General features: G+C 59.7%; 11 protein-coding genes. 2 read left to right on the top strand and 9 right to left on the bottom strand.

Annotated elements, in window-relative coordinates:
* The 3 genes from BN1241_RS13045 to BN1241_RS11475 form a co-directional block, all read right to left on the bottom strand.
* Positions 1-594 (bottom strand): TetR/AcrR family transcriptional regulator, encoded by a 594-nt coding sequence (locus BN1241_RS13045; protein WP_054953693.1) that lies wholly within the window; start codon positions 592-594, stop codon positions 1-3.
* A 260-nt stretch (positions 595-854) separates the two neighbouring features.
* Entirely contained in the window at positions 855-3,161 is a 2,307-nt protein-coding gene (locus BN1241_RS11480; RefSeq protein WP_230198316.1) for an ATP-binding cassette domain-containing protein, read from the bottom strand.
* 138 nt (positions 3,162-3,299) lie between these two features.
* Complete coding sequence (locus BN1241_RS11475; protein WP_054953691.1) at positions 3,300-4,574, bottom strand: glucose-6-phosphate dehydrogenase; 1,275 nt, start codon at positions 4,572-4,574, stop codon at positions 3,300-3,302.
* A gap of 71 nt (positions 4,575-4,645) precedes the next feature.
* On the opposite strand from BN1241_RS11475, the gene BN1241_RS11470 reads away from it, so the two are divergent.
* Together BN1241_RS11470 and BN1241_RS11465 are read left to right on the top strand one after the other, a co-directional pair.
* Positions 4,646-6,433 carry a glycoside hydrolase family 15 protein gene (locus BN1241_RS11470; protein ID WP_082418383.1) on the top strand — a complete coding sequence of 596 codons (1,788 nt, stop codon included), beginning with the start codon at positions 4,646-4,648 and terminating at the stop codon, positions 6,431-6,433.
* A 61-nt stretch (positions 6,434-6,494) separates the two neighbouring features.
* Positions 6,495-6,845, top strand: a complete 351-nt coding sequence (locus BN1241_RS11465; RefSeq protein WP_054953689.1) for an RNA polymerase-binding protein RbpA — start codon at positions 6,495-6,497, stop codon at positions 6,843-6,845.
* A 174-nt stretch (positions 6,846-7,019) separates the two neighbouring features.
* Here BN1241_RS11465 and BN1241_RS11460 read toward each other — a convergent pair whose 3' ends face one another.
* The 6 genes from BN1241_RS11460 to tatA all read right to left on the bottom strand — a co-directional run bounded on the left by BN1241_RS11460 (position 7,020) and on the right by tatA (position 14,142).
* Positions 7,020-7,760: a polyprenol monophosphomannose synthase gene (locus BN1241_RS11460; RefSeq protein ID WP_054953688.1), complete on the bottom strand. Its 741-nt coding sequence runs from the start codon at positions 7,758-7,760 to the stop codon at positions 7,020-7,022.
* The gene (gene lnt, locus BN1241_RS11455; protein WP_054953687.1) at positions 7,757-9,247 is read right to left on the bottom strand and encodes an apolipoprotein N-acyltransferase; all 1,491 of its coding nucleotides are present in this window, start codon (positions 9,245-9,247) and stop codon (positions 7,757-7,759) included. The genes BN1241_RS11460 and lnt overlap by 4 nt, the downstream gene beginning before the upstream one ends.
* A gap of 301 nt (positions 9,248-9,548) precedes the next feature.
* On the bottom strand, positions 9,549-12,164 hold the full coding sequence (locus BN1241_RS11450) for a DEAD/DEAH box helicase (protein WP_054953686.1): 2,616 nt from the start codon (positions 12,162-12,164) through the stop codon (positions 9,549-9,551).
* A gap of 9 nt (positions 12,165-12,173) precedes the next feature.
* The gene (locus tag BN1241_RS11445; protein ID WP_054953685.1) at positions 12,174-13,076 is read right to left on the bottom strand and encodes a diacylglycerol/lipid kinase family protein; all 903 of its coding nucleotides are present in this window, start codon (positions 13,074-13,076) and stop codon (positions 12,174-12,176) included.
* On the bottom strand, positions 13,061-13,885 hold the full coding sequence (gene tatC, locus BN1241_RS11440; protein WP_054953684.1) for a twin-arginine translocase subunit TatC: 825 nt from the start codon (positions 13,883-13,885) through the stop codon (positions 13,061-13,063). Before tatC ends, BN1241_RS11445 begins: the two co-directional genes overlap by 16 nt.
* Complete coding sequence (gene tatA / locus BN1241_RS12620) at positions 13,882-14,142, bottom strand: twin-arginine translocase TatA/TatE family subunit (RefSeq protein ID WP_082418344.1); 261 nt, start codon at positions 14,140-14,142, stop codon at positions 13,882-13,884. Before tatA ends, tatC begins: the two co-directional genes overlap by 4 nt.
* Positions 14,143-14,166 lie beyond the last annotated feature (24 nt).

Here is a 14,166-nt window from a genome sequence, read left to right as displayed (position 1 = left end):
CTAGTCAATGTGCTTGAGTCCGCGGACGATGAGCTCAAACGTTTTGTGCTGTGCCGCCCACTTGTCTTCAGTTGGAAGGCTGCGGAGCACGCCGGTGGAACACAGAACGGCGATGCCGTGCATCGCTGCCCAGACGGCTAACGCGTCCGCACGACTGTCGTCCGAATCGGGATTGATCTGTTCGAGTGTCTCACTGAGGATGAGGATGGGGCTGCCGGAATGTGGAAGCCAGTCCGGGGTTTCCGGGAAGACGTCACAGAAGAGTTCGAACTGCATCGGATTATTGATGGCGAAGGCGAAGTAGATTTCGCCGAGTGTTTTGAGCTTGTTGAGGACATCGAGCTCGGTGATATTGCCGAGGGCGGCCTCGAAATCAACCTCGATCTTCTTAATGAGTGCTTCCCGCACTGCCATGAGGAGGTCTGCTTGGCTGTCAAAGTGTCGGTATGCTGCGGATGGCGAGACGCCAATGCGGCGCGCGGCCTCGCGCAAACCAACGGCCTTGATTCCGCCCTCTGTAGCCAATTCGAGGCCAACTCGAATCAGCTCATTGCGCAAATTGCCATGATGATACGAACGTTCGACGGTATTCACTTGGCCAACTTTCCACTTATGCCCCGGAAAATTTGTTGTCCAATTGTAACCCCTAGAAGTGGCGCGTTGAAGCGACTCGTGGAACGAAAGACAGCGCGGCATAATTGTGCGTTTGTGTGTCCTTTCCCGCAAGAGTTGAATTGTCCGGGCAGAGCCGATCGCAGATTTCTTCTTTCTACTCAAGAAAGTAGCATTATGCCTGGTAAAAAACCCAGCATCCCCCCTTCACTTATAAAAATCTGATTTAGGTGCGTTAGATCCTATTTGAGATATTCAGCGAGGTGCTCTCCGGTCACGGTGTCGGATGTGATCAGATCATGCGGTGTTCCCGAGAATACAACGTTGCCGCCCTCGGTGCCTGCGCCCGGCCCCAGGTCGATGATCCAATCGGCACGCGCCATGACCGCCTGGTGGTGCTCAATGACGATGACGGAGATGCCTGAGTCGACCATGTGGTCGAGCAGGCCAAGAAGTTGTTCGATGTCCGCGAGGTGGAGCCCTGCGGTTGGTTCGTCAAGGACGTAAATTCCGCCTTTGTCTTCCATGTGCTTCGCGAGCTTGATCCGCTGCCGCTCACCACCCGACAGTGTTGACAGTGGCTGCCCGAGGGTGATGTAGCCGAGTCCGACATTATTGAGGCGCTCGAGGATGGCTACCGCTCCCCTGAGCTTTGCCTCTATGAAGAATTCGGCTGTTTCGCTGACTGTCATGCGTAACACATCAGCGATGTTTTTCCCGTGGTAAGCGTAGTCGAGGACGTGCTCTTGGAACCGGTCTCCCCCGCACACTTCACACGGTGAGGCAACCGATTCGAAGAACGATAACTCGGTGTAGACAACAGCCAGACCCTTACAGTTCTGACAGGCTCCTTCAGAGTTTGGGCTGAAGAGAGCGGGTTTGACTCCGTTTTCTTTCGCAAAAGCCTTGCGGATGTGGTCTAGCAGCCCGGTGTGGGTTGCTGGATTGGAGCGGCGTGATCCGCGGATCGCGGTTTGGTCCACGTAGATGAGTCCCTCGATTTCCGGCAGGGAGGAGTGAATGAGGGTGGATTTGCCGGAGCCGGCCACGCCCGTCACGACGGTCAGCACGCCGAGCGGAATATCAACGTCAACGTTTTTGAGGTTGTGCTTGTTGGCTCCCCGGACTTCGATCTGTCCTTCGGGCTTGCGCACTTCGTCTTTGAGCGCGACCCTGTCTGCCAGGTGCCGGCCTGTCACGGTGTCAGACTTTGTCAGCCCCTCAACGTCACCTTCGTAGGTGATGTGACCTCCCCCGGCTCCTGCCAGCGGGCCGATGTCGACAATGTTGTCCGCGATCGCAATGGTTTCCGGCTTGTGCTCGACCACGAGAACGGTGTTTCCCTTGTCGCGGAGCTGGAGTAGCAGAGAGTTCATGCGATCAATATCGTGCGGGTGGAGTCCGATTGTGGGCTCATCAAACACGTATGTCACATCGGTCAGGGGTGAACCGAGGTGTTTGATCATCTTTGTTCGCTGGGCTTCTCCGCCGGACAGTGTGCCGGCGGGACGGTCGAGGGACAGGTAGCCGAGCCCGATCGTGACAAAGGAGTCGAGGACGCCATGGAGGTTGTTTTGGAGTGGGCCGATCCCTGGCTTGTCGAGGCCCGCCACCCAATCACGTAGCTCGGTGATCTGCATGGCACACGCATCCGCGATCGTCGCGCCATCAATCTGTGCTGTGCGTGCTCCTTCTGCAAGTCTTGTCCCGTGGCATTCCGGGCACTCCAGGAACGTGACGGCACGGTCAACGAAGGCGCGGATGTGGGGTTGCATCGAGGAGCGGTCTTTTTGGAGGAAGGACTGACGTATTTTGGGAACGAACCCCTCGTAGGTCGTGTTGATGCCCCGAAACTTCATCTTGACCGGTTCCTTGTAGAGCAGGTCGTCCAGTTCTTGCTTCGAATAGTCGGTGATCTTTTTGTCGGGGTCGACGAGACCAGATTCGGAGTAGTAGCGTACGGACCAGCCTCCCGGCTTGTATCCGGGTACCTGGATCGCTCCGTCATTGAGTGAGAGGTCCCAGTCCAGGATCTCGTGCACATCGAGATCCGAGACCGCTCCCCTACCCTCACAGTTCGGACACATACCTCCCGTTACGTGGTAGGTCGCCAGCTCCCGCTTCTGTTCCTTACCCTTGTGAATTGTAATCCCGCCCTGGGCAGATACAGAGGGGGTGTTGAAGGAGAAGGCCTGCGGTCCACCGATGTGGGGCTGCGCAACCTTGGAGAAGAGGATGCGAAGCAGCGCATTAGCATCCGTTGCGGTTCCGACCGTTGAACGCGGATTGGTGGCCATCCGCTCCTGATCGACAACGATCGCTGTTGTCAGCCCCTCCATGACATCCACATCGGGACGTGCGTTCGTGGGCATGAAACCCTGAATGAAAGCCGAGTAGGTTTCGTTGACGAGACGCTTCGATTCTGCGGCGATTGTCTGGAACGCGAGGGAGCTCTTGCCGGAGCCAGACACACCTGTGAAGACCGTGAGCCTGCGCTTGGGCAGGTCAAGATCAATATTTTTCAGGTTGTTTTCGCGTGCACCACGCACCGAAATAGTGTCGTGACTGTCGGCAGGATGCATCATGTGGCCCTTCGTGCTGGAAGCTCTACCGCGGAAGAGTACCACGCTACACGGACACCTGACAGCGGCCCCAATGCGAACAGTGCTGTTGATACAGCGGGGTGGTTAGATGAGGGGCTTGGCTCCCGGTGTCGTGCCGGCCGGGTATTCCTCCATCGGCACGTCTTCGAAGTCGGTGAGGACGGGATCGAGGATGCGCCAGCCTTGCTCGGTTGCTGCGGCACTGAGTTTCATATCCGGCTGGTCGTTGAGGATGGCGGCGATGACGCGGCCGTAGGCCCCGAGCTTTGAGGGCACGAGGTTTGAGGCGAGAGAGACCCGAGCGCGAGAAGCTTCTGCAGCATCTGCGACATTGAGTTCGAGGAGCAGGTCATCGGATTCGAAGGCGAGGCGCAGGGTGTTGGGTGCCGTGCCCTTGGTGGTCTTATAGATTGCGGTGATCTCTTGGCGGGGGTTGCCGATCGCCTTGCCTGATTCGAGAACGATAGGGACGCCGCGCCACCGCTCGGTGTCGACGGCCATGATCATCCGTGCCCACGTTTCCGTGGTCGATTCGGGATCGACGCCATCCTCGTTGATGTAGGACGGGAGACTGCGGGAACCAACCGTGCCAGCCGTGTACCGGCCTCGCCGAACCCGCTTCACCGTCGTTGCGGCCAAGATCTCGTCATGCCCCATATCTTCATCGGCAAGGGTGCGTGCCATTACCTGAAGGAGGTGCGATTGGATCATGTCGCGTGCCGCACCGGTATGGTCATAGAAGGCCGCCCGGCCCTCAACACCAAGGCTCTCGTTGAACACAATCCTGAGTTCGGCCAGGTGCTCGTTATTCCACAGGGGATCGATCAGCCGATTATCTGACCGGAGTGTGCCGATATTGACGGTTGCTGACATGCCGAGGAAGTGGTCGACACGGAAGATCCGCTCCTCCGGTACGAGCTCTGAAAGCAGATTGTTGACCTCCCGGGCCGAGGCAGCATCGTGCCCGATCGGCTTCTCAACCGCGAGAATTAAACCATCGGGTAGGTCCACGTGCGCTAGCGCTTGGAGGGCTTGGGAGGTGATGGCGGGAGGCAGGGCAAAGTAAAGGACCGGTTCCTCCTCCCCCGCAAGTAACCGCGCCAAGTCTTCTGCCGAGGTGGCATCAACCTGAACATAGTTGCTGTGGGAGGCCAACCTGCTGGCGTGCTCGCCACCCACACCAGCATCCCGCAACGCCTGGGAGATGATGCTGGGATAGTCGGCATCACCCACAACATCAGCACCCACCACTCTCGTTACAATGGAGAAGAGCTCAGCATATTCGCCGACACCGGGTAGAAGGAGACGCCGGGCCAGGTCGCCGGTGCCACCAAGAATGAGAATGCTACGTTCGGTCACACTGACAGGCTAACGGCGTAATCCAGCTGACGCTATCCCACGACCGTGGAATCGCGGCTAGGATGACACCGATGCCTTCTACACCCCTTGAACAGTACGCATTCCTTTCCGATGGACAGACGGGAGCCCTCATCTCCCAGGCGGGCTCCCTCGACTGGCTCTGTTTCCCTAGGTTCGATTCGGAAGCGCTGTTCACTGCCCTGCTCGGAACCGAAGAGCACGGGCGTTGGCTCATGGCCCCCAAGGACGGGACACTCCTGCACCGCAGCTACCGGGACAACACGTTCATTGTTGACTCGCAGTGGGTAACGCCCACCGGGAAAGCCACCATCACCGAGTTCATGCCCGTCAACACACGACAGTTCAAAGAATCCGACGTGGTGCGGTCTGTAACCTGCACCGAGGGCACGGTCGAGATTGAGCATGATCTTCGCCTCCGATTCAACTACGGTGCTTCGGTTCCGTGGGTGGAGAAAGTCAAGGTACGGGATGAGTGGGCGCTCGCGGCAATTGCGGGACCGACCTCGATCCACCTGTTTGGTCCCAGGCTCTCCCCTGAAGGCTACTCGCACGGCGGCACGTACACACTGAGGGAGGGCGAGAGCGAGTGCTGGACCATGGTGTGGTCGCCCTCGTACGAACCGGTCCCCGAAGTGGAAGACCATACCGTCCTTGAAGCGATCACCGCTGTTTACTGGAACAAGTGGGCGGAGAAGATCGATGTTCGCGGTCCCTACTCGGCAGAGATTGTTCGCTCCCTGCTCGTGCTGCGTGCACTGACCGACAACCGCACCGGTGGGATCGTTGCGGCCGCCACCATCTCGCTTCCCGAGGAGTTCGGTGGCTCAAGGAACTGGGACTACCGCTACACGTGGCTGCGCGATTCGGCACTCACGATTGAGGCACTCGTCGCCCACGGCTTCACCGACGGGGCACTCGCGTGGCGCGACTGGCTCCTGCGTGCAATCGCCGGTGACACGCATTCGCTGCGGATCATGTATGGGCTCGCGGGGGAACGGCACCTGCCCGAGTTTGAGCTCCACCACCTGCCCGGTTACGAAAGCTCGACCCCGGTCCGCATCGGTAACGGGGCCGCGGGGCAATTCCAGGGCGACGTTGTCGGCGAGGTCATGCTGGCTCTCGACAAGTTGCGCCGCGCCGGGATGAAGGAAACTGAGCGCTCCTGGGGGCTTCAAAAAGAACTCCTGAAGTTTGCGGAAGAAAACTTTGATCGACCCGAGCACGGCATTTGGGAGATGAGGGGCGAACTGACGACCTTCACCCATTCGCGGGTGATGATGTGGGCGGCATTCGACCGCGGGATCAGCGCCGTACGCGACTTTGGCTATGATGGGCCGATTGAACACTGGGAGCAGTTGCGAGACAGGCTCGCACAGGAGATCGAAGAAAAGGGCTGGAATGAGGAAATTCAGTCCTACACCCAGACCTACGGTGCGGCCGAAGTCGATGCTTCTCTTCTCCAGCTTCCCCAGGTGGGCTACTGCGCCTATGACGATCCGAAGATGCTCTCGACCGTGGCCCGGATTGAAAAAGACCTGGTGGATAATGCTGGATTTGTACACCGCTACCGGACCGCTGGTCGGGTGGATGGCTTGGAAGGGGATGAATATCCTTTCCTCATCTGCACCTTCTGGCTGGTCGAGCAGTACGCCATGACAGGACGAATTGAAGAAGCGAGAAAACTGATGGATGCACTCGTGGGCATTGCCTCTCCGCTAGGTCTCTTGGCAGAGGAATATTCACCGGTTCAGTCGCGCCTTGCTGGGAACTTTCCCCAAGCATTCTCCCACCTGGGTCTCATCCGGGCGGCCGACAGCCTGGGCAATAAACTGAATTAGCCGTATTTGGAACAAAGTGGGGCTCACCCGCGTTGCACTAGGTGCAGATTTAAGGAGAAGAATGGCTGAACGATCACTTCGTGGCATGAAAATTGGTGCTTCCTCGCTCGAAACCGACGAGGGCGTGCGCTTTGTTCCACGGTCCGAGCACACGTACACCTGCCCGAACGGTCACGTGTTCCACAAGACTTTCGCGGAGGAAGCAGACGTGCCGGCACTGTGGGAATGCCACTGTGGCGCGAACGCGCTCCTCGAGAATGCCGAGGAGCCGGAGGACACCAAGAAGGTGAAGCCACAGCGCACCCACTGGGACATGCTTCGCGAACGTCGCACCATTGAAGAGCTTGACGAACTGCTTGATGAACGCATGGCTCTCATCAACAAGAGGGGTATGCGCTCCCGCATGTCATAACCCACCCGGGTACTAAGAAGTCGAGGAGGGGCCGGTCGATCCACTTGGATCATGCCGGCCCCTCCTCATCCTTCAACTCATTCTCAGACCCAATTCAACGATCCGGGGCCTACGAATCGACCTAACGTACGGTGCCAACCATTGGGAGCCCAAGTGAGCCCCGAGAGTGCCCGGCTATCGTTTGGTGATCGACTTCGCTAGCGAGGTGTGGTGGCGGAATCCGCGCTTCGTCGACTCTTTGAGGGATTCAAAGAAGATTGTCGATGACAGCTTGGATTCGCCCGCCTCCCGTTCGTGGAACGTAATGGGTTCCTCAACAATGTGGGCGCCATGGTCATGGAGCCGCTGGGTCATATCCGTCTGCCAGTAGTAGCCGACGATCTCGACATCGTTGAGATCGAGTGCCCGGAGCGTATCGGCACGGTACACCCTGAAGCCAGCGGTGATGTCGGCGTACGGCAGGCCGAGAGCCGCCCGGTTGTAAAGGTTGCCTAAGCGGGAGAGGTATTGGCGGCTGCGCGGCCAATTCACCACTCCCCCTCCGGGAACCCACCGCGAGCCGATGACGAGATCCGGTTCATCCGCCCCATCAGCCCGCTCGAGCATGTTCTTCAGATCCCCTGCCCGATGAGAACCATCGGCATCCATTTGCACCACATGCGTGTAGTCCGATTCCAAGGCCCAGGCGAATCCCGCGAGATAGGCGGCGGCAAGGCCACCCTTACCGGGGCGGTGGAGAACGTGAATCGTGGCATCCGCTGCCGCTCTCGTGTCTGCGTAGTCTCCCGTCCCGTCAGGAGACCCATCATCGACCACGAGGATGTCGATCTCGGGAAGAACACTTTTCACCCGGTCGAGTGTCGACGGAAGGGTCTCGATCTCGTTGTAGGTAGGGATGATGACGATCGGTTTCATGATCGTTCCTTCCTGAGGGCAAACGCCCACACAAGAGACAGAAGCGCGCCAAGGATCGCCCCGACTCGGTAGATGGAGCCATTGGTGGCCGCGGAGGTGAGGTCGGTGCGAAGCGGGATTGTCGCGACACCTGAGGCGGCCTCACCGTTGTTTGACATGTCGGTGACGGTGCCGTTGGGCATGACAACTCCCGATACTCCGATGGTGGAGACCTGGAGTGCCGCACGGGAAAACTCGGCCGCACGGAACTGGGTTTGTGCCATCTGCTGTCGTGATTCGGCACTGTCTCCGAAGGAGGCGGAGTTGACGGGGACGATCAGGGCGGTGCCGCCTGCCATGACAGCATCTCGGACCACATCATCGACAGCGATCTCGAAGCAGATCGGCACCGCCAGAACGTGCTCGACTCCCGCCACGGGAACCGTGACGGTGGCTGGCCCCTCACCGGGGAGCATGTCGGTCGATACCTGGTCAACGGCATCGGTGAAGTTGGAGAAGAAATCTCTAAGCGGGATATATTCCCCAAAAGGCACGGGTCGTGACTTGGAGTAGGTGTCGATCAATTCGCCATCAACCCAGACCGTGTAGTCGTTATACCGACCATCATCCACGTACTCCTGGGTGCCAAGCAGGAGCGGCACTCCCGCTTCCGTGCTGACTCGTTCAACGATCTCCTGTGCCTGCGGAGTCTGCCGAACGTCGCGGTCCGAGGCCGATTCCGGCCACACGATGAGGTCAAGCTCGGGACCCTGCTCGAGCAACCGCATCGTTTCCTCTTCGTGGCGGAGGGTGACGTTGAGGGCCCGACCCTCGTTGTGCTTCCCCACATCGGGACCACCCTGGACCCAGCCCACGCGGAGCGTCTCTTCGGCTCGCACGGGCAGAGACAGCGTCAGGCACAGCGCAATAACCAGGGGTCCGCTGAGAATGAGGGCAAGGCCGCCTATGCGCGATTCAAAGAAGAGCTGATAGATGCCGAGGGCAAGGAGCAGGCTGAGCATGACCGTAAGGAGCGTGACCCCGACGGCAGCGAGATAGGGGGCTGAGCGCAGGAGCGGTGTATCGACCTGTGAGAAGGCGACCATTCCCCACGGGAAACCGTTAAATGGCCAGTTTGTCCGGATCACTTCAACGCCCGCGTAGGCAAACCCGCCCAGTAGAACTGCCGGCACCACCTTCAATGTCAGAACCCGGGACCAGATGGCGCCGACAACACCGATGAACAGGGCTTGCGACACGCACAGGGCTAACCAAGGCAGGGGCTCCCCCACGGCCGTCCAAGTCCACTCCACGAGCGGAAGAAAGAATGCGAGTCCCCACAGGGTGCCTGCCATGAAACCGAACCACATGGGCTGGTTTTTGACGCAGAGTGCGAGGATGGCGAGGGCGGGGAAGGCCAAGAAACCGATATCGACCGGATCGAAGGCCGCCCACATGAGGGTCCCGCCTGCGGCAGAACCCAGCAGGAGGAGAAGACGAGTCAGCACAGTCCAACATTACCGAAAAAAGATCCCGCCGCCTCTCCCTCGGACCGTGGACAGGTGCCCAGCGTTTTCTACCGAAGAGGCGACGGGAGACACGGACTGGCCGTGCGTCATACCTACGGTAAGGAGCCTGCACCCTTTGCGCAAGTCGATGTCACAGATTGTGGTGAAGGTTCCGCCAATCCCAACAAATCCGCGGCGTGTCCGCCACTCCCAGCGTGTCTCAGCGGCCCACATTCACTACCGAACGGTAGGTTGCCGGGTTGCCAAAATAGGTACCGGAGTTGCCTCGTTTGAACGCTATCTAGAAGACGGAGGTGACACCCGGGCGATCGATGAGACGGCGCGCAGTGGCTGCCGAATCCCCGACCGGTGTGCCCTCGGCCGCATGCATGACCTGCGTCAACAGGTCCGCCGTCCGACGCAGTCCATTAATGAAGTCACCGGGCAGGAACTGAGACATGGTGAGGCAGGTTTGCAGAGTAGCTCCCTCAGCCCACGCAACGACGGCCGTGGTCGGATGCGAACTGATCTCGGGTTGCCGGGCAAGCCCGAATCGTTCCTCCAGGTCGCTCAGGTATTCGTGGTTGTGTCGAATCACTCGCCACGCCAGTGGGTCGGCGGGCGGCCGCGCCCGGCCCCTGCGCTCCTTGAATGCGAAGCAGGACAGCATGCCAGCCAACATGACCGGTGACAGGCCGGCAAAGTGCGGATCCTTCAAGCATTCGTAGATGAGCAGGTCAGCGTTCGAATGGAGGCGGCGCAGCGGTGCGGCACCGGAACCCAGCACGTAGGCGCCCCTCTCCCCCTGCAGAACACCCACCGTGGCAAGCAGGTCGCAGGTGGCATCGAACTCCGCACCGACGGAGTCATCGTAGGACTCACGCAACGAGTCAAGATGACGAAGCTGGGAAGAGAGGGAAAGGAAAGCGGTCGCCTCCTCCAGATGCTTCTCCCTGTCCGGGCACGAATGGACAGGATGCTCCAGAAGCTCAGGGGTTTCCCGGACCGCGCCGCGATCCCAGGACTTCAACAGGTCCTCATCCAGGCCAATGGTGACGCGGTCCTCAACGAACTCGGCAATCTTGTCCGCCAAGACCTCACGCTGGCTCGGGTCCCGCAGCTTCATCCCTGCCGGCAGCACGTAGTCACCAACGTGACGCAGCTCGGATCTAACTGACTCAGGTGTGAGCCACACCAGATCCCCCAGCCACGTCGCCACGCGCAGCCGATCATCATCCACCTGCGTGACGTAAGCATATTCGAGTGAGGTCCCGTAGGCGTAGGCAATGATCTCGCCGCCGTTCGCGTACTCAAAGGAGTCGGCAACCCTGTGGCGGTAAGCCTTCTTCGCCTTCTTGCGTGCCGACGATGATGCTCGGGCGGACGAGGATCGCAGTCTCGCATAATCAGCAACATCCCCCGCCTCGCACATACCGCGCAGCTTCTCCGCCTCCTCATCGAGGGCGAGACGGACGCGCTCGCGGGTCACCTCGAGCTTGGTGACTTCCCGGTTGCGCTGATATTGGGCAAAGGAACGGGCGAGCAGGGCGCGGGCGCTCTCGTAGTCGTGGTCGGCCAGCACGTTGACCACGGTGTTGTAGGAGGGGAAGAACGCCGATTCGAGCGGTTCGAGTTCGCCTGCTCCGAGGGTGAGGAGGACATCCGTATCGGTGTCGGTGGTGGGATAGACGAGGGCGTGACCGATTTCGTCCTTCCCGCGCCGGCCCGCACGCCCGATGAGCTGGGTGTACTCAATCCCGGTCAGGTCGGTGAATTCGGTGCCGTTGAACTTCGTCAGTGATTCAATGACGGTTGTTCGCACCGGCATGTTAATCCCCAGGGCAAGCGTTCCGGTCGCGTACACGATCTTGATGAGGCCCCGCTGCATGAGCGATTCGATGAGTTCCTTGAAGGGCGGGTACACCCCCGCGTGGTGGGCCGCATAGCCATTGGCAAGCGCTCTTTCGAAGGACCGGAAGCGGAGCACCGCCTTGTCCTGGTCGGTCAGTTGCTCGCGAATGGGGTCGAGTGCCTGGTGAATGAGTCTGCGTTCATTTCGGGTCGTGAGCGAAACATTGTCTTTGACAAGGTCAGCCACGGCCTGATCGCAGCCCTTGCGGGAAAAAATAAACTCGATCGCGGGGAGCAGGTCGCGTTCGGACATGAGGCGGAGCAGGCTGTATCTCTGCCCGGGCCCGATGCGTTCGGGGAGTTTCTTGCGCGAGAGACTCCCCAGTGCCCGTTCGTTTGGATTCCTGCCGGCCCCGAGGGTCGCGGAGGCCCCGCCCTCGTAGAGGTCGTGGAGTTTGCGTCCCACGACGAGTTGCTGGCGCAGCGGAACGGGACGGAGGGAGGTTTGGACGAGTGTGGTGTTGCCGCGTACGGATTCGAGCCAGGAATGGAATTCGTCGGCGTTGGCTATGGTGGCGGACAGTGAGACGATCCGGACGGAGGTGTCGAGTTCGAGAATTACTTCTTCCCACGTCGGCCCCCGCTCGGGATCAGCCAGGTAGTGAACCTCGTCCAGGATGACGTATCCGAGGTTTTTCAGGTCTTCCCCCGCGTACAGCAGGTTCCTCAAAACTTCGGTCGTCATGACAACAATGTTGGCGCCCCGATTGATCGTGACATCGCCGGTCATCAGGCCCACGTATTCGCTTCCGTACCGGGCGACAAGCTCACGATACTTCTGGTTCGACAGTGCCTTGACCGGGGTGGTGTAGATACAGGTGGTGGAGGTCGCGAAAGACATTTCCACGGCAAAAAGAGCCACCATCGTCTTCCCTGCCCCGGTGGGTGCGCACAGGAGAACGTCTCGTCCTTCTTCGAGTGCCCGTGCCGCATCTTCCTGGAAGGAATCGAGCGTGATTCCGGTGGCGGAAACGGCGTCGGAGAAGTTGTCGAGGTAAATGCCCACGGGGCTAGGTTAGCGGAGGATCCTCAGTGCGCGTGGACGTACTCGCACGGTCACGGGAAGTGGACCAATTTCTTCACCATCAACCATGGCCACAACGCCCTCACCGATCGTGTCGAGCCGGACCTCGGTCACGTCGTGTACGTGGACGAAGTCTTTCTCGACGTGGGTGCCTTCGTAAAGCCTGGGGAGCACGTCGGCCACCTCGAGGAGTGACAGTTTCTTCGCCATGAGGAGTTCCAGCTTCCCGTCGAACGGATCTGAGTCCGGTGAGATCGTGAGCCCGCCACCGAACGACTTCGTGTTCGCCACAGCGATCAGGATAGCCTCGCCCGTCGCCTGCTTGCCGTCGTGTTCGATCCTGTATGTGCGCGGTCTATATCCCGGCAGTTTCGCGAGCACAGCGCGGAGGTAGCGGGAGTGCCCGTGCGGCCAGGAATAGGTGTTGGCAGCCTGGTTAACGATCGCATCAACCCCTGCTGAGACCACCGCCATCCCGTAGCTCACCCCGTGGCTGCCGGTGATTTCCAGAGCGTCGATGGTGCCGGGCTGGCGCTCGTTCAGGGCTTCGATCAGGATGTCGAGACCCGTGTCCCAGGAGGTTGTCAGCCCCAGGTCTCGGGCAATGTCGCTGCCTGTTCCGAAGGGGACATGTCCGAGGAAAACGTCCCGGCCGACAAGGTGCTGAATGGCGAGGTGGATCGTGCCATCCCCACCCATCGTCACAATCCCGTCGAGCTCGCCCGCATCGAGTGCGGATTCGAGGAGTGCGCTCGTTTCTTCGTGAGTGGGGGCACCGAGTGGGATCACCCGGTGGCCCGCTTCGAGCAGGCGGTCACGGACCGTACGTCCAACGAAAGTCCCACGGCCGTTGCCGGCCGTGGGACTGATGACGAAACCTAGGGTTGAATCCAATCCTGTCCTTCTTGTTCATCGCCAAGAAGCTCCGCCAATTCTTTGGATCGGCGCTTTGCTTTCCTCTTGTCGTGAATAATACACAGACCGGTGGCGAGGAAGTAGAACAGGAACATGGGGAGCATGATCATGAGCATCGACCAGGCGTCTGGCAGGGGGTTGAGGAGTGCGCCAAGGACGGCGCAGAAGACCAGGGCCCACCGCCATCCGCTCAGGTACGTTTTGCCCTTGATGATGCCAAGGAAGTTGAGGCCAACCATGAACACCGGGAGCAGGAAGCTCACGCCGAAGGCACCGATGATCTGCATGAAGAACCGGTAGTACGTCCGAGCATCAAGCAGGTTGACAGCGAAGTCCGGAGCGAAGCCGGTCAGGATGACAACCGCTCTGGGGAGGATGTACCAGCCGAGTAGCCCGCCGGCAAGGAAGAGGATCGCGGCTGCCCCAGCAAAGCTGAGGGCCATGATCTTTTCTTTGCGCTTGAGGGCGGGGGCGATGAAGAGCCAGCCCTGCAGGATCCACCAGGGTGAGGAGATGAACAGCCCGATAAAAACCGACATCTTCAACTGCAGCTCGAAGCCAATGCCGACCGAACCGAAGTTCAGCTCGGCATGTCCCCCGCGCTCGTTGATGCCGTCAAGGGGTTCGGCCATGATCGCCGCGAAGGGTTCGTACAGGAACCATCCGGCAATGGACGCAAGGGCGATGCCAATCAGCGCATAAATGATCCGGTTTCGTAGTTCACGTAGGTGCTGAGCAAGCGGCATGCGCCCTTCCGGATCACGGCGTTTGGTGATCCGTTCCGTCACTGCTGGGTGCGGTCTTGTCCCTGATCACGCGGTGCCGTGGTGTCGTAGCTGGCGGGCGGGATCGGGGTGTCAGCGGGGTTCGTGATCTGAGTCTTACCTCCATTGACGTTCGTGTCATCGCGGAGCTCGGACACTTCCTTCTTGAACACCTTCATCGACTTACCAACCGAGGAGGCGATCGTGGGAAGCTTCGCGGCCCCAAAAACGAGAATGAGGACGACGAGGATGATGATGATTTCCCATCCGCTGAGATTCATTGTGACTCCCTAAATGTGTGTAGA

It is taken from the genome of Flaviflexus massiliensis, assembly GCF_001375495.1.
Taxonomy (GTDB): Bacteria; Actinomycetota; Actinomycetes; order Actinomycetales; family Actinomycetaceae; genus Flaviflexus; species Flaviflexus massiliensis.
This window is presented reverse-complemented; position numbering and strand designations above follow the sequence as displayed.

Excerpts from the sequence above, each read along its gene's own strand:
- BN1241_RS11470 (WP_082418383.1), top strand. The coding sequence starts at position 4,646 with ATGCCTTCTACACCCCTTGAACAGTACGCATTCCTTTCCGATGGACAG.
- BN1241_RS11465 (WP_054953689.1), top strand. The coding sequence starts at position 6,495 with ATGGCTGAACGATCACTTCGTGGCATGAAAATTGGTGCTTCCTCGCTC.
- BN1241_RS11460 (WP_054953688.1), bottom strand. The coding sequence starts at position 7,760 with ATGAAACCGATCGTCATCATCCCTACCTACAACGAGATCGAGACCCTT.
- tatA (WP_082418344.1), bottom strand. The coding sequence starts at position 14,142 with ATGAATCTCAGCGGATGGGAAATCATCATCATCCTCGTCGTCCTCATT.